Source organism: Jiangella anatolica, from assembly GCF_003236295.1.
In the GTDB taxonomy this organism is placed as follows: Bacteria; Actinomycetota; Actinomycetes; order Jiangellales; family Jiangellaceae; genus Jiangella; species Jiangella anatolica.
The window spans coordinates 40,380-63,626 of record NZ_POTW01000007.1; the positions used below are offsets into that span (position 1 = coordinate 40,380).

The following is a 23,247-nucleotide window of genomic DNA, read 5'->3' on the forward strand; positions in this document are numbered from 1 at the left end:
CGCGGGCCGTCAGCCGGTGACGTCGAGCTCGACCAGCTGGACGTTGAAGGCGTAGTACGGGCGCAGCGCGGCGCTCTCGGCCGCCTTGTCGTCCGGCGACGCGTCCGACGCCCGGATCTCCCGCATCCGCGCCATGCTCTCGGCCAGCGTGTACGGGCTCTGGAAGTCGGTCCAGACCAGCCAGAACGAGCGGCCGTCGTCGGCGATCCAGTTCGGCACGATCTGCGGCTGGTAGCAGCGGGCCTCCTCGTCGCCGCCCGGCGTCCAGGAGGTCTCCTCGTGGAACTGCTCCCACGGCCCCCACGGCGTCTCCGACTGGTAGAGGCCCAGGTAGCTCGGCTTGCCGAACCAGTCGCCGTCCGGCGCCGGCCCCGTCGCCCAGTTCGCCATGAGGTACAGGTCGAGCCCGGGGTCGTAGGTGATGCTCGGCTGCCAGGCGTAGGCGTGCGCCTTCGTGTTGACCCAGCCCGCCGGGAAGGTGTGCACGATGCCGCGGTCCTCGATGTTCGGCGACCACGCGGCCGACCCGTCCGGCTTGGCCTCGACGAAGTACTCGTAGCGGCCGCGGTCGAGGATGGAGTCCACCGGCACCCGGAACATCACCAGCTGGTTCATGGTGCCCTCGGTGTTGCCGTTCGGCGCGTAGACGTAGACGTAGCCGTCGGTGTTGAGCCGGTAGCCCTGGCCCATCTGCAGGATGCTGAACAGCGAGAACGTCTCGCCCGGCTCATTGAGGAAGACCATGTTCCGGCTCGAGCGCTCGTCCCAGTCCTCCCAGTGCACCGGCGTCGACCCGTCCTGGTTCCGCCACGTCGTGCCGCCGTCGGCGGAGTAGATCAGCTTCGCGCCGATGAACCGCAGCTCGCCGGACTCCATGTGCTCTTCCGTCGTCGGGAGGTTCCAGGTGCTGAGGTACTGGTAGATCGTGTCGTCGACGGCGAGCGTGCCGAACCCGTAGTACCGGGTCGGGGGAGTGGCGACCTCGAACGGCTCGTCCAGCGGCGTCGACAGGTCCGGGTATCCGGGCACGTCGTGGAAGCTCACCGACGACGTGCCGGGGTGCCCGTCGACGCGGTAGAGCCTCGAGTTGTAGTTCTTGCGGACCAGGCCCGGGAATCCGGACCCGTCGCACAGCGCGACGTAGAGCGAGCCGTCACCGGCCCACGTCGAGTACCAGTTGTCGCCCTGTCCGCCGAGGCGCTGGATCGTGTCATCGCGCCGGACGGCCCCGGCAACGCGCGGTCGAGTCATCTCGTCTGCTCCTCCCCTTGATCGGCCGAGTGGGCGCGACCGGGTCCCGTGGCGACCGGAACGGGGTGACGGCAGGAGTCCTCGAGTCACGGCCGCGTTGCCGGTCGTCGAACGTTTGCTCAGTGCGTGAACACTTGCACACCCGGCCGCGACGGTCAAGAGGTGAGCAGGCATGTCGAGAACCCGCCACCGGCTCCGTCCCAGGGGCGAACACGGCCACCCGGGCCGTACCGCACCAGGGAGAACATGATGCGACGACTCGTCGTGCAGCAGTGGGTGACCGTCGACAACATCGCCGCGGAGGAGGACGGCGGGCTGAGCTTCGTGTCGGGGGAACCCTTCTCCGACGCCAGCGACCCCGCGTTCAAGGCGAACCTGATGGGGTTCATCGACTCCGTCGACACGATGGTGCTCGGCGCCGCCACCTACGCCATGTCCAAGGACTACTGGCCGCACGCCCGCGAGCAGGGCGAGTACGGCGAGAAGCTCAACGCCCTCACCAAGGTCGTCGCCTCCTCGACGCTGGACGAGGCGCCCTGGGGCGACTTTCCCGCCGCGGCCGTGACGCGCGACCCGGTCGCCACGCTCCGGGAGCTCAAGGAGCAGGACGGCAAGGACATCTGGCTGTGGGGGAGCCTGTCGCTCATGCACACCCTGCTCGACGCCGGCGTCGTCGACGAGGTCCGGCTGCTGGTCTGCCCGGTGACGCGCGGCCGGGGAACGCGCGTCTTCACCGGCTCGCACGACCTGACGGTGCTCGAGGCCACCGCGTTCGACAACGGCCTGGCGATCCTGCGCTACGAGGTCAGGACCTCCTGACCTTGATGACGCGGGCCGGCACGCCCGCCACCACGCTGAACGGCGGCACGTCGCGGGTGACGACGGCGCCGGCGGCGAGCACGCTGCCGGCGCCGACGGTCACGCCGGCGACGACCGTGACGCGGCCGGCGATCCAGACGTCGTCGCCGATGGTGATCGGCGCGGCCTCGAGTCCCTGCTCGTGGATCGGGCGGTCCGGGTCGGCGAAGACGTGGTTGGCGCCGATCAGCATCGCGTGCGGCGCCACCCGCACCCCGTCGCCGAACGTGACCCGACCGCCCGGATAGCCGACGATGACGGAGTACGCCTGCGCCGAGCAGTCGTCGCCGAAGGCCACGTCGCCCTGGACGACGGCGCCGGGCGCGACCAGGCAGCGTTCGCCGAAGACGATCCGGCCGTCGCGGGGATGGATCCGCGCCTCCGGGTGCAGCAGGCACGATGCGGGCGCGGTGACGCCGTCATGGCGGCGCGCCCTGGCCAGCCCGGCGCGGGCCACCAGCCGGCTCGCCGCCGTGGCACGAGACGGCTGGCTCGCGCCCCGGTCCAGCCACGACCACACGCTCATCGCGGCGTCGCCACCTCGACGAGCACGGCGTCGGCGCCGGGCAGCGCGTTGGCCAGCACCCGGTCGCCGGACGGGTGGAAGACCGGGTGGTGGTCGGTGCTCAGCGGCGTGCGCCCGCCCGGATGCGTCGCGCCGCGGAACTTGGGCAGCTCGGTCCGCGCCACCTCCGCGCCGGTTGCTCGGGAGACGAACACGACGGCGCCGCCGGTGGGCGTCGCCTCGTCGGTGACCAGCAGATCGGGATCCGCAGGACTCGCCGACGGGTGGCCGCCGCTGTCGTGGTCGCTCAGCTTGCGGTACCCGGTGCCGTCGTGACGGACCTCGGCCAGGCACATCCGGTCCGGCCGGTCCGGGTCGGGACCGTAGCCGATCAGCCGCTCGTCGTCCGGCTGCCACGACCAGTGCACGCCGGGCGCGCCGAAGCTGAGGTCGACGGCCAGCCGGACGTCGCTCAGGTCGGCGCGTGCGGTCATGACGTAGCCGACCTTCGGCTCGCCCCGGCTGTACGTCGCGAGGTGGTTGCCGAAGTAGAACAGCAGCCGCGAGCAGTCCGGGCTCCACCGCACGCAGTACGTCATCAATGAGAGCCCGCCATCCTGGTCGCGGTCGGCGAGCAGCAGCCGGTCGCGCTCCGGGTGCTCGTCGAGGACCTGCTGGACGGTCAGCACCAGCTCGCTGCGCCCGGCGTCGAAGTCGTGCGCGAACAGCCCGTGCTGGTCGCGCTTCCCGAACGGGACGGGCGACGCGTCGGCGCGGTAGACGCCGTCGCCCGCCCCGGCCGCGTGCAGCATGCCGAGCAGCCCCGACAGCAGCGGCGCGTCGCCGGGCGGCGCGCCCTCGAGGTCGCCGTCCAGAACGGCCTCGGCGCCGGTGGCCGGCTCGCGCCGCACCACCTGCGGCCGCTGCAGGGTGCCGCGGGTGTAGTACACGTACCGGGCGTCCGGCGACCAGGTCTGCCACCGGCCGGTGTGCCAGAACGACGCCTCGACCGGCCCGTCGCCGAACCGGTCGACCACCTCGCCGTCGGGGGACAGGACGAGCACCTCGCCCGTGCCCCGGGCCGGGTCGCCGCCGGCGGTGAGAACGCGGCCGCTGCCGTCCGGTGCGTACGGCACGACGGTGTAGTAGGCGTGCACGAGCCACCGGCCGGGCACGGACAGCGTTCTCACCACCGGCGAATCCTTTCAGCTGTTGACGGCGTCGACGGACAGGTCGGTCACGAGCGCGAACTCTTCAAGTGACGAGGTCATGGCCAGCTCCTCGACGTACGGGAAGTCCAGCCGCAGATTGTTGAGCCTCGCTGCACCGGTCAGCGCCGGATGGCTCAGCTCGAGGTAGTACGTGGCAGGTCCGCTGCTGGGCGCGAGGTTGAACGTCAGCTTCTTGTTCGGGTCGGGTGCGGGCTCGGCCATCGTGGTGAAGAAGACGTTCATCCGCATCGTCGGCGAGCCGTTGGCGAAGGTCAGCTTCAGGTAGCGCTGGTCGCTGGCGTCGATGTCGAGCTGGTTCTGCGTCAGCACGTATGGCGCCGGCGAATCGTTGTCGGCCTCCCGCTTGAGGACGAGGTCGCCGTTCGTCCGGTTCCACGACGACACGTTGCCGATCGTGACGCCGTCGGTGTCCTCCTCGAAGTCCCAGCTCGGCTCGGTCACCGTCGGGAGGGCGGACTGGCTGAGCGTGATCGAGTCGACGTCGATGATGCCCGCCGCCGCGGTCTCGTCGGGGAGGTCCAGCCGCAGCCGGGTGATGGTGCCGGCCCAGGCGGCCGTGCCCGTCACCGGGATGACGATCTCCTGCGGCGAGGTCATCGCCGCCGGGACGGTGAAGGGGATGCGCTGGGTGGCGTTCCAGGTCGGGTCCGCGGCGGTGGTGAAGTAGAGCCGGCCCTGCGTCGCGGTGCCTGGGTTGCGCAGCGTGATCTTGACGGCGGCTACCGTCGACGCCGCGACGTTCAGGCCGGCGGGACTGTGCATGTAGGAGTCCGCGCAGCTGGGGGTGTACTGCAGCCGCCCGCCGGTGGCGGCGAGCGTGACGCAGTTGCCGGCCGTCCAGCCCTGCGGTCCGGCCGCGAAGCCCCAGCCGGTCGGCGTCAGCCCGGGGAACCCGAGAGCACGCGGCGCCCTGACGGTCCCATACGTGATCGGCAGGCCGGAGTTGTTGATGAAGGCCGGGGTGCGGAAGTCGCCGGTCACATCGCTGATCGTGACCCCGGTGGCGCCGCCGTTGACGATGACGCCGGCACGCACCGCCGCCATGGTGGGATCGACCACGTCGAGATCACGGACGGTGACAGTGTGCGGCTGGTTCGTGAGCGTGCCGAGCTGGATCGGGTGGATGCTGCTTCCCGCCGCCGGCGTGACGTCGTTGCCGGTCATGGTGATGCCGCGGCCGTGCTCGGCGCGGACCGCCGGGACGGTGATGCCGGTGAACCGGTTGTTGGTGATGGTGAACCCGGTCGCCGACGAGTCACTGGCGCCGGCGATGGCGTCGCCGCCGATGACGATGGCGCCCCGGTAGTCCTGCCGGATGAAGTCGTTGTTGTCGATGGTGAGGTTGGCGTTGATCGGGCCCTCGCCGCCGTTCGTCGCGACGGTGTGCACCAGCAGCCCCGCGGGAGTGTCGATGAAGTCGTTGCCGCTGACCAGCACGTCGCGGCCGTGCGGACGGATGCCGTGGCCGCGCAGGTTGCCGAACCGGTTGTTCGTGATGTCCACATCGGCGAACGTGGCGTTCGGGTTGAGGATCAGGGCGCCGTCGGACATGCCGGCGATGTTGCTGGTGAAGGTGACGGTGCCGCAGACGAGGGGAGCGTCGAGGTGACACGTGTCCGATGTCGCGGACACCTTGTCGACGGTGGTCGAGCCGAGGAGCCTCCGCGTCTCGAGGTCGTAGATCTCGACCGGATCGTCCTCGCGGAAGACGGAGTCGTGGCCCTCGATCTCGACGGCGGTGGCGATCACGGTGACCTGCTTCTGGGTGCCGGGGATCACGCCGACGCCGCCGCGGGAGATCATGGTGAAGTTGATCGCGTCGTCGCCGCTGCCCTCGAACACGGACTCGTCGACGATCAGCTTGCCGCGGTTGTAGGTGGTCAGGTGCACGGCGTCGCGCGTCGAGCTGAGCAGCCGGCCCGGCCCCGGATAGGTCTCGTAGTCGCGCAGCGTCAGGTTCTCCATGCCCGACGACCAGAGCCCCATGTAGTTCGAGGCCAGGTTCGTCACCCGCTCGATGACGATGTCCTTGTTGCGGCGCAGGCTGAGGGTCATGCCCTCACCGACAGCGGTGGCGAGCGCGATGCGCTGGCCGTTGAAGAACGTCGAGCTGGCGATGTCCGTGTAGTACAGCCGGTAGCGGCCCGGTCCCGAGATCCGTTCGCGCCAGCCGGCGGCACGGCCCGTGTTCGGGTAGAAGAACCGCACCGTGAGCTGGCCGTCGTCGTCCAGCGGGAAGCCGATCAGACCCGGGCTGACGGTGGCGCCGTCGTCGTTCACATAGGGGTTGAACATGGTCGACGCCAGGTCCGGGTACCGGTCCTCCACCACCGGGTTGTCATGCCCCTCCACCTCGACGTCGATGTATCCCAACGCGGCGTTGGACTGGTCGACGACGGTGAGCTGGGTCCACGGCAGATACGCGTTCGGCCGGTCCAGTCGCAGGTCCTGCAGGGTGACGTCCTCGCAGTCGCGGATGTCGAACGCGTTCAGCCGGTCACCGAGGGTCAGCAGAAGGGTGCCGCCGTCATTCTGCCCGGCGCCGCGGATGGTGATCCGGTCCGCGTCGTACAGCTTGAGTGGTGCGTCGATCCGGAACTCCCCGCTGGGGAACGTGACGGTGGCGGTCCGGGCCGGATCGGCGGCGGTGTAGGTCTTGGCGTTGGTGAGGACCTGCTGGATGGTGGCGGCGGTGGCGCCGGGCGCGATGGGAAAGTCCTGGGTGTCCGCTTGCGCGGGCAGGACGGCGGCCGGGCCGGCGAGGGCGGCGGCGGCCAGGGTCAGGGCGGCGAGAACGCGCGCGAACGCACGGTGGTGTCTCATGCTGACTCCTCACACTTCGTCGTGATCGAGCAACACAGAACGTCAGGGCCGGTCGGCGCGGACCCCGTCGAGATGGAGCTCCGCGTGCCGCAGGCAGGCCACGTCGTGGCCGGCGGCGACGGTCTCCAGTGCGGGCGGGCTGGCGGGCTGGTCGCACCGCCCGGCGACGGCGTGCGGGCACCGGGTGTGGAACCAGCAGCCGTCGGGTGGGTTGACCGGGTCGGGCAGGTCGTCGGAGAGCCGGGTGCGGCGCGTCCGCCGGCCGGGCTCGGGGACGGGTACGGCGGAGAGCAGCGCCTCGGTGTAGGGGTGCTTCGGCGCGGTGAAGAGCGTCGCGGTGTCGGCCAGCTCGACGATCTTGCCGAGGTACATGACGGCGACCCGGTCGCACAGCGCCTCGACCACCGACAGGTCGTGGGAGATGAACACGTAGGTGAGCTGGAACTCGTCCTGCAGTTCGCGCAGCAGGTTGAGGATCTGCGCGCGGACCGAGACGTCGAGCGCGGAGACCGCCTCGTCGGCGACGACGAGCTTGGGCCCCAGGATGAGCGCGCGGGCGATGTTCACCCGCTGCCGCTGCCCGCCGGAGAACGCGTGCGGGTAGCGGTCCAGGTAGTCCGGTGACAGGCCGACCCTGCGCAGCATGTCGGCGACCCGGTCGGTGAGCTCGGACCCGCGGGCGATGCCGTGGGTGACGAGCGGGTCGCCGATGATCTGGCGCAGCGTCATGCGTGGGTTGAGGGAGGAGAACGGGTCCTGGAAGACGGTGCGCACGTCACGCTGGTAGCGGCGCAGCGCTCCGCCGGACAGCCGGGTCACGTCGACGGGATCACCGTCGCCGTCCCGGTACTGGATCTGGCCGCTGGTCGGCGTCTCGGCCCGGACGATGCACCGGCCGAGCGTGGTCTTGCCGCAGCCGGACTCGCCGACCAGGCCGAGGGTCTCGCCCGGCCGGACGGTGAGGGAGACGCCGTCGACGGCGTGCACCTGGCCGGTGGTGCGGCCGAACATGCCGTGCCGGACGGGGAAAAGCATCCGCAGGTCGCGCACGTCCAGCAGCGGCGGACGGTCGGCGGTGACGGCGGTCGCCGCGGGCTCGGGGGTCGGCGCCGGCTCGACGACGGTCAGCGGGAGCGTCCGGCCGGCCGGGCGGTGGGCGTCGTCGTACAGCAGACACGCCACCTCGTGCCCGTCGCCGCCGTCCAGCGCCGCCGGGTCGACGGTGCCGCAGACGCCGGCGATCGCGTGGTCGCAGCGGGGATGGAACGAGCAGCCGGCCGGACGGCGCGCGCCGTGCGGCACCTGCCCGCGGACGGTGGGGAGGACCCGCTGCCGGCCCGAGCCCAGCCGCGGCACCGACCGCAGCAGCCGGTGCGTGTACGGGTGCCGCGGGTCGGTGAGGATCTGCTCCGTGCTGCCGTGCTCGACGACGCGGCCGAGGTACATGACGGCGACCTCGTCGGCGATCTCCGCGACGACGCCGAGGTCGTGGGTGATGAACAGCACCGACATGCCGGTGTCGGCCTGCAGCTCGGCGATGAGGTCCAGGATGCGGGCCTGGATGGTGACGTCGAGCGCCGTCGTCGGCTCGTCGGCGATGAGCAGCGCCGGCTCGCACGACAGAGCCACGGCGATCATGACCCGCTGGCACATGCCGCCGGAGAGCTGGAAGGAGTACTCGTCGACGCGCTGTTCCGGCCGCGGGATGTGCACCCGCCGGAGCAGCGCGATCGCCTCGTCGCGGGCCTCGGCCTTGCTCAGCCCGCGGTGCAGGCGGAGCGTCTCGCCGAGCTGGTCGCCGACGGTGTACATGGGGGAGAGGGCGGCCAGCGGCTCCTGGAAGATCATCGAGATCTGCTGGCCGCGGATCTGCCGGAACCGCGGGTCGGTGCGGCCGTAGCCGGCGAGGTCGACGCGCTCGCCGTCGCCCGGCGGCCGCCACCAGATGTGCCCGCCGCTGACCCGGCCGGGCGGGTCGACCAGCCCGAGGATCGAGCGCGCGGTCACGCTCTTGCCGCAGCCGGACTCGCCGACGAGGCAGACCGTCGAGCCCGGCGGGATGCGCAGGTCGACGCCGTCGACGGCGCGCACGAGGCCGTCGCGGGTGGCGAACTCCGTGCGCAGCCCGGACAGCTCCAGCAGCGGCGGCGCCGCGGGGCCGGCGGCGGTGAGCGTCGACCCGGTGAACTCCATGTCGGTCACGTGCGCCTCACCGGTACGGGTCGGCGGCGTCGCGCAGGCCGTCACCGACGAAGTTGAAGGACAGGACCGCCAGCACGACGGCGGCGCCGGGCAGCAGCAGCCACGGGGCGTCGGCCATCGCCCGGAAGTTCTGCGCCTGTTCGAGCAGGACGCCCCAGCTGATGACCGGCGACTGCAGGCCCAGGCCGAGGAAGGACAGGGAGGTCTCGGCCAGGATCATCGCCGGGATCGACAGCGTGAGCGACGCGACCAGGTGGCTGGTGAAGCTGGGCAGCATGTGCCGGAAGATCACCCGCCGCCGGGTGGAGCCGTCCAGCCGGGCCGCGGTGACGAACTGCTCGGTGCGCAGCGACAGGAACCGGCCGCGGACCACCCGCGCCAGGTCGGTCCAGGCGATGATGGCGAGGATGACGGTGATGGCGAAGTAGCGCTGCAACGGTCCCCAGTCGCGGGGGAGCGCGGCGGCCAGCCCCAGCCACAGCGGCAGCGTGGGCAGCGACATGAAGAACTCGACCACCCGCTGGATCAGGCCGTCGGTCTTGCCGCCGACGTACCCGGAGATGCCGCCCAGCACGACGCCGAGCACGAACGCCAGCAGCACGCCGACCAGGCCGATGGTCATCGAGACCCGGGTGCCGTGGATGATCAGCGACAGCAGGTCGCGGCCGCGGTGGTCCGCGCCGAGCAGGTACACCGGCTGGTCCGGGTCCTTCGGCCCGAACAGGTGGACGTTCGTGTCGACCAGCCCGAGCAGCGAGTACGACTCGCCGCGGACGAAGAAGCCCAGCTCGATCCGGGTGTCGGGGTCGGTGGTGTGGGTGAGCTCCAGCGTCTCCGGGTCCTGCTCCATCGTGTAGCCGTTGACGAAGAGACCCCAGTTCCAGTCGTCGCCGGACGTGTCGACCAGCTTCGGCAGCTGCGGCGGCGCGTAGATGTAGTCCTCGTCGAACCAGCTGGTCGAGTGCGGCGCGAGGAACGAGGCCAGCAGCGCCACGAGGTAGAACCCGCTCAGCACGACCAGGCCGGCCATGGCCAGCTTGTGGCCGCGGAAGCGCCACCACACCAGCCGCCACTGCGACGCGCGGTCGCGATCGGCCGGCGCCGGACCCGGTTCCGGCGCGGGTGCCGCGTCCTCGGGCAGCAACGTCGTCGTCACGTGGTCCTCCCCTCTACCGCATCCCGAGCCGGACCCGCGGGTCCATGCGCGCGAGCAGGATGTCCGACAGCAGCGTCCCGACGACGGTCAGGACGCTGACCAGCAGGATGATCGCCCCGGCCAGATACATGTCCTGGCTGCGCAGCGCCCGCAGCAGCAGCGGCCCGGTGGTGGGCAGCGACAGCACCTGCGACACGACGATCTCGCCGGACACCAGCAGCGGCAGCACCCAGCCGATCGTCGACAGGAACGGGCTCACCGCGACCCGCAGCGGGTACTTGAACAGGATCCGGGTCTCGCTCAGCCCGCGGGACCGGGCCGCGACGACGTACGGCTTGTGCAGCTCGTCGAGCAGGTTCGCCCGCAGGATGCGGATCAGCCCGGCCGTCCCCGCGGTGCCGAGCACGATGACCGGGATCCACAGGTGCCCGAGCAGGTCGGCGAACCGGGCCAGGCTCCAGGGCGCCTCCTCGTACTCCGCCGAGAACAGTCCGCCGACATCGGCGTCGAACACCGTCAGCGCGATGTACATGAGGCCGAGCGCCAGCAGGAAGTTCGGGATGGCCAGGCCGAGGAAGCCCACTGTCGTCGCCACGTAGTCGCCCCACGAGTACTGCCGGACCGCCGAGTACAGCCCGATCGGGAACGCGACGATCCAGGTGAACAGGACGGTCGACAGTGTCAGCACGATGGTCAGCGGCAGCCGGCTGGACAGCAGCTCGGCGACCGGCTGGTTCCACTGGAACGACTGGCCGAAGTCGCCGTGCAGCACGATGTTGGAGATCCACGTCCAGTACTGCACGACGATCGGCTGATCCAGCCCGTACCGCTCCCTGATCGCCTCCAGCTGTGCGGTGTCGACCGTCTGGCCGTTGTCCTCGAGCTGGGACACCAGGGTGGTGGCGTAGTCGCCCGGCGGCAGCTGGATGATCGCGAACGACACCAGCGAGATCGCGAACAGCGTCGGCACCATGAGCCCGAGCCGCCGCGCGACGAACCCCAGCATGGCGAGCGCTCACCTCCTCCCTGGGTCCCGGCCCGATCAGGCCTGCGTGAAGTACTGCTCGGGGTTGGTCAGCGCGGGCGACTTCGCCCGGAAGCTGTCCGTCACGGCGGCGGGCACGTTGTGGAAGGAGTTCTTCACGATGCCGTAGCCGGGGCCGGCGGCCACGGTGCCGATGTGGAAGAACTGCTCCGCGGCCAGCCGCAGGATCTCCTTCATGAGCTGTTCCTGCTGGTCCGCAGCCGGGGTCTGCTGCAGCTCACGGTAGAGCTCGTACTGCTGCTGCACCTCGGCCGGGGGCGCCTCGCCCTCCGCGCCGCCGGAGGTGAACCACTGCGCCCACAGCTGCGCGTAGTCGGAGCGGTTGCTGGCCGGCAGGTACCAGTGCGGGTTGACGATCACGTCGACACCGCCGCCGGCCGGCCAGGCGATCGCGTCGTGCTGGTTGGCCTTGCGGCGCTCCTCCAGCAGCGTCCGCTCGATGCCCTCCGGCCGCATGTCGATGCCGACCTCGGCCCAGTACCCGGAGATCAGGTCGAGGACGTCGGCCTCGTTGGTGACGCCGGCGTGCGAGACGAGGAACCGGATCGGCTGGCCGTCCGGGCCGAGCCGCAGGCCGGCGTCGTCGCGCTGGCTGAAGCCGGCGGCGTCGAGGTGCTGGTTGGCGAGGTCGACGTCGTACTCGGTGTACTGCGTCGTCATCTCCTCGTCGTAGAACGGCGACTCCTCGCGCGGCGCCACCTGCGACGGCGTGCCCTGGCGCTGGAAGACGGTGTCGATCAGCTGCTGCCGGTCGATCGCGTGCGAGAGGCCGATGCGGAAGTCCTTGTTGGCGAACACCTCCCGCAGCACCGGGTTCTGGTGGGTGAGGTTGAGCATGATCGACATCCGGTTCGCCTGCGACGGCGTGAGCTCGAAGAAGTCGAAGCCGGCGTCCTCGCGCGCGTCGGCCAGCAGCGGCTTGTTCGTCGGCGTGTTGAAGTTGCGCCAGTGCATGTCGAAGTCGCCCTGCAGCGCGCCGGCGAGCATGACCTCGTTGTCCTCGATGACCTGGAAGCTCACGCCGTCGAGGTAGGGCAGCTGGCTGCCGCCGGGGTCGACCTTCCAGTAGTACGGGTTGCGCTCCAGCTCGACCCGGGTGCCCGCGCCGACCGGAGTCTTGGTCTTCCACGGGAAGATGACCGGAATGTCGGCGTTCATCGTGGGGTCGACCTTCAGTGCGAACAGGCTGACCCAGCTGTCCTGGCCCTCGGCCGCGACCAGCGCGGCGACGTCCGGGTTGTGCGCGGCGTGGAACTGCTGCAGGTAGTGCTTGGGGACGATCAGCGTGACCGCCTCGGCCAGGGCCGGCAGGAACAGTCCGTTCGGCTGCTCGAAGACGAACGTGACCGTGAGCGGGTCGTCGACGCGCAGCGTGGCGGGCACGCCGCCGCTGCTGTAGGCGTTCTTGTCGATGGCCATCTTCGCCGGCAGTTCCGCGTTCAGGACGATGTCCTGGTAGCCGAAGGCGATGTCGTCGGCGGTGAACGGCTCCCCGTCGGACCACTTCATGCCCTCGCGCAGGTGGAACGTGTACTCCGTCCCGTCCGCGTCGACCTCGTAGGACGAGGCGACGTTGGCGATGATCTCCTCGTCGCCCGGCGCGCCGGTCCAGTCCGGCACCCAGCGGACCAGTCCCTCGTACATCGTCGAGAGCGCGATGCCGGTCTGGTCGCCGGGGCCGTTGAACGCGGACTGCCAGATGCCGCCGTACTGCCCGATGCGGTCGTTCGGCTCGACGACCAGCGGCTCGGCCGGCAGCCGTTCCTCGACGGGCGGCAGCTGACCCTGCTCGACGAGGTCGGCGAGTTGCGGCGCCTCCTTGCCCTTGGCGGCGCTGGCCGGTGTGTCGTCCGAGCCGCTGCCCGAACCGCCGCCGGAACAGGCGGCGAGGACGACGGAGCCGGCCACGGCGCCGGCGCCGGCCAGGAACATGCGGCGGCCGATGACCGGTGGCCGGCGCGAGGTGGTGGGGCGGTTCATCGTTGAGCCTCCTGAGATGACGAATGAAGCGAAGCTGGCGGTGCCGGGGCCGGGACGGCTCAGCCGTAGCGGCCGGGACGCAGTTCGACGGCGGTGACGCCGTGCCGGTGCGCCTCGGTGAGCGCGAGCAGCAGCGGCCCGAAGCTGTGCGGCTCGTCGCGGTGGGGGAGCAGCGTCATGTACGACTGCACGGTGCCCTTCCGGGGGCCCGTCCCCGGGCACAGACAGCCCGGGCAGCTGAACTCGGTCGAGAAGTCCGGGTTGACGCAGATCGAGGTCAGCGCGCCGATGCCGCGGCGGAACGCCGAGCCGAAGTCGCCGGCGTCGAGGACACCGGCGCGCAGCCCGACGCCGATGCCGTAGAGGATGAGCGCCGAGCCCGAGGTCTCCTCGTAGGCCAGCGGGTGCGGGATCTCCTGGCGCCACAGCCCGCGATGCGACTGGTGCGGCAGTAGCGCGTAGGAGAGCGCGACGAAGCGCCGGACCACCTCCTCGCGGTGCTGCGAGCTGGCCGGCAGGCCGTCGACCAGCTCGGCCAGCGCGAGGTAGCCCCAGCCGTTGCCGCGGCTCCAGTGGTCCTGCGAGAACCGGTCCGGCGCGACGAAGTTCCGGCACTGGTGCAGCAGCCCGCAGCTGTGGTCGATGAGCGCGTCGTGCAGGCCGACGGCCTGGCGGACCGCCTCGTCGAGGTAGCGCTCGTCCTCCAGCGCCAGCCCGGAGTGGAGCAGGTACGGCGCGGTGGCCATGGCGGCGTCGATCCAGATCAGCTCCGCCGCGGGCTCGGCCGGCATGACGACCAGGCCGGCGCGGTCGCGCGGCGCGGTCATCATCTCCTCGGCGTACTCGCGGACCAGGTCGGCGCGGTCGGACATCCGGCCCTGGGCCAGCAGGTACGCCTGCGGGATCCCCCCGATGCGGTAGCTGGGGAAGTTGTAGTGCGGGTGCTCGACCTCGTCGGGGAAGCGGCGCAGGATCTTCTCCGTCCGCGCCCACAGCTCCTCGTCGCCCCCCGCCGCGGCGGCGCGCGCCAGGCCGTAGATCGCCAGCAGCCCGTAGTAGTGCTTGACCTCGGCGATGCTCTCGTAGTGGTCGTAGAGGCCGACGGCGGCGGTCAGCGGTCGCATGGTGGTCATCGGCCGAAAGCCTCGAGCTCGATGCTGCTGATCTGCACCCGGGCCGGCGTGCGGAGCACGAACTCGACCGCGTCGACGACGTCGTCGGCCGTCATGAGCGCGGACCGGTCGACCGGGCGGTCGCCCCAGAACGGCGTGTCGACGCCGCCCGGCGCGAGCGTCGTGACCCGGATGCCGCGCTCGCGGACCTGCAGCCCGAACGCGCGGGTGAACATGTCCAGGGCCGCCTTCGCGGTGCAGTACAGCGGCGCGGTCGCGTTGGGCCGGCGGCCGGCCAGCGAGCTGACGTTGACCACCTGCGCGCCCGACTGCGGCTTCATCAGTGGGAGCACGTGCTTGCTGCTGAGGAACGCCGAGGTGACGTTGGAGTGCCAGACGGCGAGGTAGTCCTCGACGTCGGTGTCGGCGACCTCGCCGGGGATCGACCGCCCGGCGAGGTTGACCAGCGCGTCGACGTGTCCCGTGCGGCGGCCGACCTCCTCGTAGAGCCGGGCCACCTGCGCCGCGTCGGCGAGGTCGGCCGGGACCGCGGTGACGCGGTCGCCGTCGCCGTCGCCGGCCAGCTCGTCCGTGAGCGCGGCCAGCCGGCCGGCGTCGCGGGAGGTGAGCACCAGGCGCGCACCGGCGACGTGCAGCCGGCGCGCCAGCGCGGAGCCGATGCCGCCGGCTGCGCCGGTGACGACGACGACCCGATCGGTGAGGTCAGCCATGCCCGTGCCCTTCAGAAGTAGCCGCCGCGGTCGACGACGTCGCGTGGAGTGGAACCGTCCTCGATCAGCTGCTTGATGCCGACCTCGTCGTGCTTGATCCGCTCGGCCTCGAGCAGCACCGGCACCGCCAGCTCGGCCGGCACGACGATGACGCCGTCGATGTCGCCGAAGAGCAGGTCGCCCGGCTCGATCACGACGCCGCCGATGCTGATCGAGTGCTGCCAGCCGGTGATCCGGAATCGGCCGAGCATGCCGCTGGAGCTGCGATACCGGCTGAAGACGGGGAAGTCCTGGGAGAGCACGCGGTCGGTGTCGCGGACGCCGCCGTCGATGACGGCGCCCCGGCAGCCCTGGCGGCGCGCGGCCATGGTCATCACCTCACCCCACTGCGCCGACTCGTCGTCGCGGCCGGTGTCCCAGACGCAGACCGCGCCGGGCCGGATCGACTCGAGCATCGCGGCGCGCTCGGGCATGTCGTTGACCCCGCCGCGGTCCTTCTCGCCCGCGACGGTGAACGCGAACCCGGCCAGCTTCATCTCGTCGCGCAGCGGGCGGATGTCGTGCGGCAGTGTCTGGTCGACCAGCCCGCGGCCGCGGAGCACGTCGTTGACCGCGCCGGTGAACAGCTGCACGTACCGCTGGAGCAGCTCGTCGTCGGGGATGAGAGGCGTGGTCAACAGCTGCTCCCGTGAGTCGCGGGGGTGTCCATCAGATGTCCTCCAGGTGTCGGTTCGCGACCGTCAGTATGTGCGCCGCCCGGGCGGCGCGACCATGGACGTGGCACCGAGTATTTGCACGAATCGCCGAGCCGCGCCGCAGCGGCACGCCGTGTGCGACGTCTCCGTAAACGGGTGAACTACCAGGTCGCCAGCGGTGCGGAGGACGCGCGGCCGGTTCACGAGCGAGGCGGTGCGAATGCGTCATTGTGCTGGATCAGCGCAGGCTGACGGCCAAGCCGTCCCGCAGGAACGCCTCGTACTGGGCGGCGATCAGCCGCGGGTCGCCCCTCAGCAGCGGCACGGGCTCCGACGGCACGTCGCTGGGGAACACGTCGGCCAGGTCCGCGGCCTCGCGGTCGCACCCGGACAGGCGCCTGGCCAGCTGCTCCGTGGTGAGGGCGGCTCGCGGCCAGGCCGGGAGGCATGCGGGCAGCGGCGGCTGCGGCGGGTCGGTCACCGTCTCCTGCCACAACACGCCGAGGTGTGCGCAGACGAAGCGGGCCAGCAAGCGTCGCCGGCGGGCGTCCCATCCGTGCCCGCCGGGCAGCACCTCCGCTGCGAATCGGCCGGCCGCGCCCGCCCGGTCGAAGGCGGTGAAGGTCCGGCGCGCGGTCTCCCAGAACAGGTCTTCAGGGAAGAAGTGGTCGTCGCGCCCCTGGAAGAGCAGCAGGGGCGTGGGCGCGATGCTGCCGTAGAGCTGCCACATCTCGAGCTCACCGACGATGCCGGGCAGCAGCGTGCAGTGGCAGAGCTGCTTCTCCTTCCGGGCGACGAACGTGAACCTGCTCGGGAAGCCCGACGACGACACGACCGCCAGATCGTCGCGGCACAGCGCCCCGGCCAGCAGCGACAGCAGGCCGCCGCCGGAGTTGCCGACGAGTCCGATCCGGGCCCGGTCGATCCGCGGGTCGGCCCGCAGCCACCGCAGCCATGCCATGGTCTCCATGACGATCAGCCCCTGCAACGAGAGGTCGCACGCAAAGACACCCGGGACCTCCTGGTGTCCCATCGCCGCTCGCTCGCCCTGCCCGAGGTTGTCGCTGACCAGGACGGCGACGCCCTGCCTGGCCAGGAGCCCGGCGAGCGCGCGGTAGGCCGGGGCGCGCTTGGCGCCGTCGGCATGGCCGCAGGCCAGGATCACCGCCGGCGCCGGCCCGTTCACTTGGGGGAGGTAGAGATCAGCGGCGCACCACACGCCGGGCCAGGACGTCGCCTGGAGGTGCTCGGTCGTCCAGGCCTCGCCGGCCGTCTCGCCGACCTGGCCCGTCCGCACCTCGAGCGACGGCACCAGCTGCGGGTCGAGGCCCAGGCAGCGCCGGGCCGCCGCGAGGATGCTCATCCGCTCGTCGTCGACCCATGGGCGCCGCTCCGGCGCCGTGTCGAGAGCTCGGCGGAAGCGCCGGTCGTAGCCGGCGAAGAGGTCGGCGGTCACGGCCGGCTCCCGGCGTCGGCGCGTGTGACGCTGCGGTGCTCGGCCAGGTCGGCGACGTCGATCGCGAAGACGTGGTTCGTGCGCGTGCGCGGGTCGCCGGCGGTGACGAGCAGGTGCCGGCGGCCGGGCAGCACCCGGGCGTGGTGGTGCGCCTTCTGGCCGGCGCCGTATACCGGCCAGTCGCCGGTCAGGTCCAGCCAGTCGGTGTCGGCCGGGCCGCGGTAGCGCAGCAGCGCCCGCAACCGGCGGTGCGCGCGATCGGCGCCCAGGCTCTCGTACAGCCACAGCGCGCCGGCCGGGTCGAACCCGACGTGCGTGTCGCCGTCGGCCGGCAGCGCGAACTCGACGCGGGCGCCGGTGTCCGGGTCGAGCAGACCGCCGTGGTCGCGGCCGTCGCCGCGCACCTCGTAGGCGATGCCGGCGTCGGTCGCGCAGTAGTGACACGTCATGCCCGCATCGTCCTGGGTGCGCAGATGGCGGTAGCCGCCGCCCCGCAGATCGGTGACGAGGATGCTGCGCTCCGTCGCCAGGCTGGAGAACACGAGGCGGCCGGCGCCGAGCGGATGGACGTGGTGGAACGGGCGCGGATGTCCACGGCGCGGGCCTGCGCCCCGTCGAAGTAGATCACCTCGCCGCGCACCGGGTCGATCGCGCTGCGGTGGTCCAGCACGCTCGGACCGGCCGGGACGCACCACGGCCGCCAGTGCGTGTCGTCGCCGGTCGCGTGGGTCAGCTGGACGGACTCGCCGGTGCCGAGGTCGAGCCGCCAGAGCTGGACCCCGGTGGCGTCGGCCCGGTGGTGGACAAGGTAGCGGTCGAAGGTCGACGGCACGAAGTAGTAGAGCGGATAGCAGAACGCGTCGCCGGTGGTGAGCTGCCAGGCGGCGCGCCCGGCGCCCGGTGCGTCGAGGCGCTCGAACGTGGGCGACAGGTCGGGGATCGGCATGGCCGCCCACCGTAGGCGGGCCGCCGCGGGAGGTTCCAGAGCCCGGCCGGATGCTCAGCGATTCGTGCAAAAGCTCGGCAGCTTGGACATGTCCACAGCTTTGTCACCTTTGCGATACTCCCCAGACCCATCGGCGAAATGTCTGCGTGCCGATGCCCTGCACGAAGGGGAGGACGATCGATGAAGATCACCCGAGGTCTGCTGGCGGCCGCGGTTCTGGTCGCCGGCGCCGTGCTCGCCGCGCCGCCGGCCACCGCCGCCGGCACCACGTACTACGTCGACAGGACGAACCCCGCCTGCAGCGACTCCGGGCCGGGCAACGCCACGACGCCCTGGTGCACCTTCACCCCCGTCAACAGCCACGGCGCCTTCGGCCCGGGCGACTCGATCCTGCTGGCCCGTGGCGTGATCTGGGACCAGTGGCTCGACCTGGAGGGGTCGGGCACCGCGGCCGAGCCGATCACCCTCGGCGCCTTCGGCGCCGGCGCCAAGCCGAAGATCACCAACAACGACACCGCCAACAGCGGCTACGGCATCCGGGTCACCGACGGGTCGCACTGGGTGATCAAGGACCTGGAGATCGACGGCGCCGGGGCGAACAAGCTCGACGCGGGCGTCCAGGTGGTGTATCCCGCCGAGAGGCGCTTCGGCCTGACCCTGAGCAATCTGTACGTCCACCACAACCGGCTCGGCATCGCGGTCACCGGTGCGGCGTCGGCGGGGATCGACGACGTCGTGATCACCGGCGTCGAGGGCACGCACAACGAGACGTCCATCGCACTGGGCAGCGGCACGACGCCGGCGTCATTCATCCGCGGCGCCCTGATCAGCAAGGTGAACCTGCACCACGACGACGGTGCGCCGGCGCCGGAGCGCGACTGCCGCGACTCGCTGGCGTTGCAGAGCGCGACCGACCTGATCGTCACCAACTCGCTGATCAGCTACGCGGGCGGGTGCCACGCACCGGCGGGCACGACCGGTGTCTACGTAGGCCACGTCGCCGACTCGACACTGCTGAACAACATCATCGTCAACACCGCCCAGACGGCGTCGCCCGACCAGTCCGGCATCGTGTTCCAGGCCGGCGCGTCCAACGTCGCCGTCCGGGGGAACTACCTCGGCGGTCACCCGCGGTGGAGCGTCGAGGTGCTCAACATCCACCAGTCGCCGGCCGGCGACCACGCCGGCGTGGTGGTCGACGCGAACGCGATGGCGCTCAACGGCACCGGGGACTCGATCTACAAGTACGGCACGCTGTCGACGTCGACCGGAACCATCGACCGCAACCTGTGGCAGGGCACGAGCCTGACGCGGGCCGACGGCACGACGTTCGCCGGCTTCGTCATCGGCGGGCAGGGCGCGAACCCGGGCCCGGTCACCAGCGACCGCGTCTGGTACGCGGCCCGCGACTACACGAACGCCCAGGGCTATCAGGGCTGGCGATACGAGTACTCGACCGATGCCAGCGTCACCTGGTCGCCGTTGACCTACATCTCGGCGGCGCAGGGGTGGCGACGTGCCGCCGACGGGCTGCCGATGATCAACCAGTGGAACCTGGCGCCCGCCGGCGGCACGTCGGCCCGGGTCGCGCGGTCCTGGACCGCCCCGGCGACCGGGACCGTCGCGATCACCGGGCAGGTCGCCATGAGTTCGAGCGTCGGCGACGGCGTCCGGGTCCACGTGCTGAGGACGACCGGCAATGGCGCCAACACCGTGGTTCTGGGGCCCATCACCGTCGGCGCCGGGGACCTGGCCGGGAAGCCGACGGCGGTGTCCAGCCTGCAGGTCGCCGCGGGCGACGTGATCAGGTTCGTCGTCGACTCCGGCACCTCCGGCGCGAACGGCGGCGACACCGTCAACTGGTCCCCGGCGATCGGCTACCTGTGAGGAGAATGATCATGATTCGTCGGCATCTCGCCATCGCGGTGGCGATGCTGCTCGCGCTCGTCGTCCTGCCCGGCCCCGCCACGGCCGCTGACGGCGTCGTCGCCGTCGAGGGCGAGGCCGCCGCGGCGACGACGTTCACGCCCGGTGTCACCGCCAATGCGGCGTTGAGTGGTGGGAAATCGCTCAACCTGTGGGCGGCCGTCACCACCCCGCCCACCGACCACACCGCCCGGTATGACGTCACCGTGCCGGAGAGCGGGCTGTACCAGCTCGACGTCGCCAGCACGCCGCCTTCAGGTGTGAACTGGGCGTCCCCGTACGACGTCAAGATCAACGACGGTGCGTTCGAGCCGGCCGCCGGCGCGGTCCAGTACGGCCAGATCACGACCGAGGTGTGGCGGTTCCACGTGCGCACCGTCCACCTCGAGGCCGGCGCCAACACGATCACGTTCCGGGTGAACCAGGCCCGGCCCAGCGGCGGCCGGTACGTCATGTACCTCGACTCGCTGGCGCTGACCCCCATCGACCTGCAGGTCGCCTCGATCACCGCCGACCACGCCCCGCTGAACGTGTTCGAGGAGGGCGCCACGGCCGCCTTCACCGTCGCGCTCAACGCGGCCGCGCCCGAGGCGACCGAGCTGAGCTACACCGTCCAGGACTACTGGTCGGCCACCGTCGCGCAGGGCACCGTGCCGGTGCCGGCGGGCGCGGAGTCCGTGGCGTTCGACGCGGGCGTGCTGGACATCGGCCACTACTCCGTCACCGCGCAACTGACCGGCGCCGCGCCCGTCACCACCAACGCGTCGGTCGTCCTGCCGGACGGTGAGCGCGTCAAGCCGGCCGACTCGCCGTTCGCGATGGACGTCGCCGGGGCCTGGCGCGTGCCGAAGGAGAAGTGGGGCGCCTACGCGCGCGCCCTGGACCTGTCCGGCGTCAGCTGGATCCGCGACCGGCTCGGCTGGTTCGCCGTCAACACCGCGCCGGGCGCTTTCGACTTCACCAAGACGAACACCGACGGGTGGGTGACGGCGCTGGCCGGCACCGACATCAAGGTGCTCGGCGACGTCAGCACGGCGCCGGAATGGACACGCCAGCCGGGCAAGCAGCTGCCGAACCAGCTCGACGCCGCGTACGAGTTCGCCAGGGTTTCCGGCGACCACTTCGAGGGCCGGATACAGGCGTGGGAGGTCCTCAACGAGGTCAACGCCGGCGGCTGGACCGCGACGACGGAGACGGCCGACCAGTACGCCGCCGTGCTCAAGGCGGCCGCGATCGGCTACCAGGACTCCGGCGCGAACCCGCTGGTGTCCGTGGCCGGGATGGCCGGGCGGCTGCCCAACCCGTGGGTCGACCTGATGCTGCGCAACGACGTGCTCGATTACGCAGACATCTACAACTACCACCTGCACCAGCTGTACGACGCGGACACGCAGCCGACGCCGTTACCCGTCGGGGTGCGGCCCTATCTCGACGTCATGGCGCCGTACGACCCGGGCGACACGGCGGGCTGGCTGACCGAGGCGGGCCTGAAGTTCCCCGGCACCAGCGGCCGGCCGATGACGGCGGAGGAGCAGCGCGGGCTGGCCCGCTACCAGGTGGCGTGGACGGTGACGTCCATCGCGCAGGGCACCGACAAGCACTTCGTGTTCCTCGGCGCGCCCTACGACGAGGGCACCGGCCAGTGGGGCCTGTTCGAGCCCACGACGTTCACCCCGTACGCCGGCTACACAGCGGAGGCGGCCATGACGGCGGCGCTCGGCGAGGGTCGCTATGTCGGCCGGGTGCCGGGCCTGCCGGCCGGCGTGACCGGCCACGTCTTCGGCGACGGCGCGGACTCGGTGCTGGTGCTGTGGGCGGACTCGGCCCATACGCTGACGCTCGACCTGGACCAGTCCGGCGGGAAGCTGACGAACGTCGTCGGGGAGTCCCATGCCGTCACGGCGTCGGCCGCCGGCTTCACCGTCGACGTCGGCCCGGACCCCGTCTACCTGCGGGTGACCGGCGACGTGCCCGTGGACACCAGCGAGGCGCCGGCGCCGGTGCCGGTCCCGGACGAGGTCACGTTCGGCACCGCGGACCGGGTCGTGCTGACCCAGCACTACCCGGCCGCCGTCAGCGCGAACGCCCGCGAGAACGGCTACGGGCTGCCGATCGACGCGCCGACCACCATGTCGCTGGACGTCTACAACTTCAACGACGCGGAGGTCACGGGGACGATCACAGGCACGCCGCAGGACGGCTGGGCCGTCGCCGACCCCGTCCGCACCGTCACGATCCCGGCCCAGGGCAAGGTGACGCTGCAGTTCCAGATCAGCGCCACGGCCGACGTCGTCCTGAACAAGCGATCGCCCATGACGTTCCAGGGCTCGTTCGGCGGCGAATCGACGTCACGGTCGACGACCTTGATCACCACCGACCAGGACGAGGTGACCGCCCGGCACGCGTTCACCACCGACGGGGGCGAGGCGTTGCGCCTGGCGATCCAGAACCCCACTGACGCGGACCTGCACCCGGTGCTGGTCCGCTGGACGGCCGGGCCGAAGCGCGGCGCCGTCGACCTGGAGGGGACGATCCCGGCGGGGGAGACGCGGGAGTTCGAGATCCCGCTGCGGGGTCTCGGCGCCGGCGACCACGACTACGAGCTGCGGATCCGGTACCGCGGGGGCACGGAACGCGTCCTGCACGGCCGCATCGCCGTGCTCGACCAGGCCTCCGTCACCGACTTCGCCGAGCACTCCATCACCGTCGACGGCGTCCCCGACGACCTCACCGGCCTCCCGTCCATCGACCTCGTCGAGGACGCGCGGGTGAACGTCGGCACCTGGGAGGGCCCGGACGACCTCAGCGGCGACGTCACCATGACCTGGGACGACGAGAACCTCTATCTGTCGGCCCGGATCACCGATGACACGCACGTGCAGCCGTTCACCGGGGCGAACACCTGGCAGGGCGACGGCTTCCAGTTCAGCCTGGCGCCCGGCCTGCCGGGGGAGTCGGGCACCTGGGAGGAGTACGACCTTGCGCTCACCGGCACGTCGGGGCAGCTGTACCGGCGCCGCGGGACGGGCGTGCCGGTCGGCCTGGTGCCGGCGGCGCAGGTGGCGGGCCGCCGGGACGAGGCCACCCGGACGACGGTGTACGAGCTGGCGCTGCCGTGGACGGAGATCCCGACCGTGCGGCCCAGTGACGGGCTGATGAGCCTGTCACTGCTGCTCAACGAGAACGACGGCGCCGGCCGGACGGGGTACATCGAGTGGGGCAGCGGCATCGGCACCACGAAGGATCCGGCCGAGTTCAAGCCCGTGCGCCTGCTCCCGGCGTCCTGACCGGGGGTTGGCCGACCTCGCCGTTGATCATGGAGAAGTCGG

At 71.4% G+C, this 23,247-nt stretch carries 17 protein-coding genes; 3 read left to right on the plus strand and 14 right to left on the minus strand.

Annotated features, from left to right (window positions below; all coding sequences use genetic code 11):
• Window positions 1-9: 9 nt before the first annotated feature.
• Window positions 10-1,251, minus strand: coding sequence for a glycoside hydrolase family 183 protein (locus tag C1I92_RS04275; RefSeq protein WP_158563982.1), 1,242 nt, complete (start codon window positions 1,249-1,251; stop codon window positions 10-12).
• Window positions 1,252-1,500: 249 nt separating this feature from the next.
• On the opposite strand from C1I92_RS04275, the gene C1I92_RS04280 reads away from it, so the two are divergent.
• On the plus strand, window positions 1,501-2,070 hold the full coding sequence (locus tag C1I92_RS04280) for a dihydrofolate reductase family protein (RefSeq protein ID WP_111253495.1): 570 nt from the start codon (window positions 1,501-1,503) through the stop codon (window positions 2,068-2,070).
• Here C1I92_RS04280 and C1I92_RS34760 read toward each other — a convergent pair.
• The 13 genes from C1I92_RS34760 to C1I92_RS04345 all read right to left on the minus strand — a co-directional run bounded on the left by C1I92_RS34760 (window position 2,057) and on the right by C1I92_RS04345 (window position 17,992).
• Window positions 2,057-2,635 carry an acyltransferase gene (locus C1I92_RS34760; protein WP_111253432.1) on the minus strand — a complete coding sequence of 193 codons (579 nt, stop codon included), beginning with the start codon at window positions 2,633-2,635 and terminating at the stop codon, window positions 2,057-2,059. The two genes, C1I92_RS04280 and C1I92_RS34760, sit on opposite strands and share 14 nt — an antisense overlap.
• Window positions 2,632-3,804 carry a hypothetical protein gene (locus C1I92_RS04290; protein WP_199520944.1) on the minus strand — a complete coding sequence of 391 codons (1,173 nt, stop codon included), beginning with the start codon at window positions 3,802-3,804 and terminating at the stop codon, window positions 2,632-2,634. The genes C1I92_RS34760 and C1I92_RS04290 overlap by 4 nt, the downstream gene beginning before the upstream one ends.
• A 15-nt stretch (window positions 3,805-3,819) precedes the next feature.
• Complete coding sequence (locus C1I92_RS04295; RefSeq protein ID WP_111253434.1) at window positions 3,820-6,669, minus strand: right-handed parallel beta-helix repeat-containing protein; 2,850 nt, start codon at window positions 6,667-6,669, stop codon at window positions 3,820-3,822.
• 42 nt (window positions 6,670-6,711) lie between these two features.
• A complete protein-coding gene (locus C1I92_RS04300) occupies window positions 6,712-8,862 on the minus strand; it encodes an ABC transporter ATP-binding protein (protein ID WP_111253496.1) in 2,151 nt (716 codons plus the stop codon).
• Window positions 8,863-8,878: 16 nt separating this feature from the next.
• Window positions 8,879-10,027 carry an ABC transporter permease gene (locus C1I92_RS04305; protein ID WP_111253435.1) on the minus strand — a complete coding sequence of 383 codons (1,149 nt, stop codon included), beginning with the start codon at window positions 10,025-10,027 and terminating at the stop codon, window positions 8,879-8,881.
• A gap of 13 nt (window positions 10,028-10,040) precedes the next feature.
• Window positions 10,041-11,033, minus strand: a complete 993-nt coding sequence (locus tag C1I92_RS04310) for an ABC transporter permease (RefSeq protein ID WP_111253436.1) — start codon at window positions 11,031-11,033, stop codon at window positions 10,041-10,043.
• 36 nt (window positions 11,034-11,069) lie between these two features.
• Entirely contained in the window at window positions 11,070-13,052 is a 1,983-nt protein-coding gene (locus C1I92_RS04315; RefSeq protein ID WP_111253437.1) for an ABC transporter substrate-binding protein, read from the minus strand.
• Between the two features lie 59 nt (window positions 13,053-13,111).
• Window positions 13,112-14,185 (minus strand): glycoside hydrolase family 88 protein, encoded by a 1,074-nt coding sequence (locus tag C1I92_RS04320; protein WP_111253438.1) that lies wholly within the window; start codon window positions 14,183-14,185, stop codon window positions 13,112-13,114.
• Window positions 14,182-14,895 (minus strand): SDR family oxidoreductase, encoded by a 714-nt coding sequence (locus C1I92_RS04325; RefSeq protein WP_111253439.1) that lies wholly within the window; start codon window positions 14,893-14,895, stop codon window positions 14,182-14,184. The genes C1I92_RS04320 and C1I92_RS04325 overlap by 4 nt, the downstream gene beginning before the upstream one ends.
• Window positions 14,896-14,906: 11 nt before the next feature.
• Window positions 14,907-15,572 (minus strand): RraA family protein, encoded by a 666-nt coding sequence (locus tag C1I92_RS04330; protein ID WP_199520946.1) that lies wholly within the window; start codon window positions 15,570-15,572, stop codon window positions 14,907-14,909.
• A 256-nt stretch (window positions 15,573-15,828) separates the two neighbouring features.
• Window positions 15,829-17,046, minus strand: a complete 1,218-nt coding sequence (locus tag C1I92_RS04335) for an alpha/beta hydrolase family protein (RefSeq protein ID WP_111253441.1) — start codon at window positions 17,044-17,046, stop codon at window positions 15,829-15,831.
• Window positions 17,043-17,495, minus strand: coding sequence for a hypothetical protein (locus C1I92_RS04340; RefSeq protein WP_111253442.1), 453 nt, complete (start codon window positions 17,493-17,495; stop codon window positions 17,043-17,045). Before C1I92_RS04340 ends, C1I92_RS04335 begins: the two co-directional genes overlap by 4 nt.
• Window positions 17,492-17,992, minus strand: coding sequence for a hypothetical protein (locus C1I92_RS04345; protein WP_111253443.1), 501 nt, complete (start codon window positions 17,990-17,992; stop codon window positions 17,492-17,494). The genes C1I92_RS04340 and C1I92_RS04345 overlap by 4 nt, the downstream gene beginning before the upstream one ends.
• Before the next feature lie 180 nt (window positions 17,993-18,172).
• Here C1I92_RS04345 and C1I92_RS04350 point away from each other — a divergent pair, with 180 nt between their 5' ends.
• Both C1I92_RS04350 and C1I92_RS04355 read left to right on the plus strand, forming a co-directional pair.
• Entirely contained in the window at window positions 18,173-19,879 is a 1,707-nt protein-coding gene (locus tag C1I92_RS04350) for a right-handed parallel beta-helix repeat-containing protein (protein ID WP_111253444.1), read from the plus strand.
• An 11-nt stretch (window positions 19,880-19,890) separates the two neighbouring features.
• Window positions 19,891-23,205 carry a sugar-binding protein gene (locus tag C1I92_RS04355; RefSeq protein WP_146605016.1) on the plus strand — a complete coding sequence of 1,105 codons (3,315 nt, stop codon included), beginning with the start codon at window positions 19,891-19,893 and terminating at the stop codon, window positions 23,203-23,205.
• Window positions 23,206-23,247: the final 42 nt, after the last annotated feature.

Bases quoted from the DNA above. Each gene is read 5' to 3' on its own strand.
- C1I92_RS04275 (WP_158563982.1), bottom strand. From the start codon at position 1,251: ATGACTCGACCGCGCGTTGCCGGGGCCGTCCGGCGCGATGACACGATC.
- C1I92_RS04280 (WP_111253495.1), top strand. From the start codon at position 1,501: ATGCGACGACTCGTCGTGCAGCAGTGGGTGACCGTCGACAACATCGCC.
- C1I92_RS34760 (WP_111253432.1), bottom strand. From the start codon at position 2,635: ATGAGCGTGTGGTCGTGGCTGGACCGGGGCGCGAGCCAGCCGTCTCGT.
- C1I92_RS04295 (WP_111253434.1), bottom strand. From the start codon at position 6,669: ATGAGACACCACCGTGCGTTCGCGCGCGTTCTCGCCGCCCTGACCCTG.
- C1I92_RS04300 (WP_111253496.1), bottom strand. From the start codon at position 8,862: ATGGAGTTCACCGGGTCGACGCTCACCGCCGCCGGCCCCGCGGCGCCG.
- C1I92_RS04310 (WP_111253436.1), bottom strand. From the start codon at position 11,033: ATGCTGGGGTTCGTCGCGCGGCGGCTCGGGCTCATGGTGCCGACGCTG.
- C1I92_RS04315 (WP_111253437.1), bottom strand. From the start codon at position 13,052: ATGAACCGCCCCACCACCTCGCGCCGGCCACCGGTCATCGGCCGCCGC.
- C1I92_RS04320 (WP_111253438.1), bottom strand. From the start codon at position 14,185: ATGACCACCATGCGACCGCTGACCGCCGCCGTCGGCCTCTACGACCAC.
- C1I92_RS04325 (WP_111253439.1), bottom strand. From the start codon at position 14,895: ATGGCTGACCTCACCGATCGGGTCGTCGTCGTCACCGGCGCAGCCGGC.
- C1I92_RS04340 (WP_111253442.1), bottom strand. From the start codon at position 17,495: ATGACGTGTCACTACTGCGCGACCGACGCCGGCATCGCCTACGAGGTG.
- C1I92_RS04345 (WP_111253443.1), bottom strand. From the start codon at position 17,992: ATGCCGATCCCCGACCTGTCGCCCACGTTCGAGCGCCTCGACGCACCG.
- C1I92_RS04350 (WP_111253444.1), top strand. From the start codon at position 18,173: ATGAAGATCACCCGAGGTCTGCTGGCGGCCGCGGTTCTGGTCGCCGGC.
- C1I92_RS04355 (WP_146605016.1), top strand. From the start codon at position 19,891: ATGATTCGTCGGCATCTCGCCATCGCGGTGGCGATGCTGCTCGCGCTC.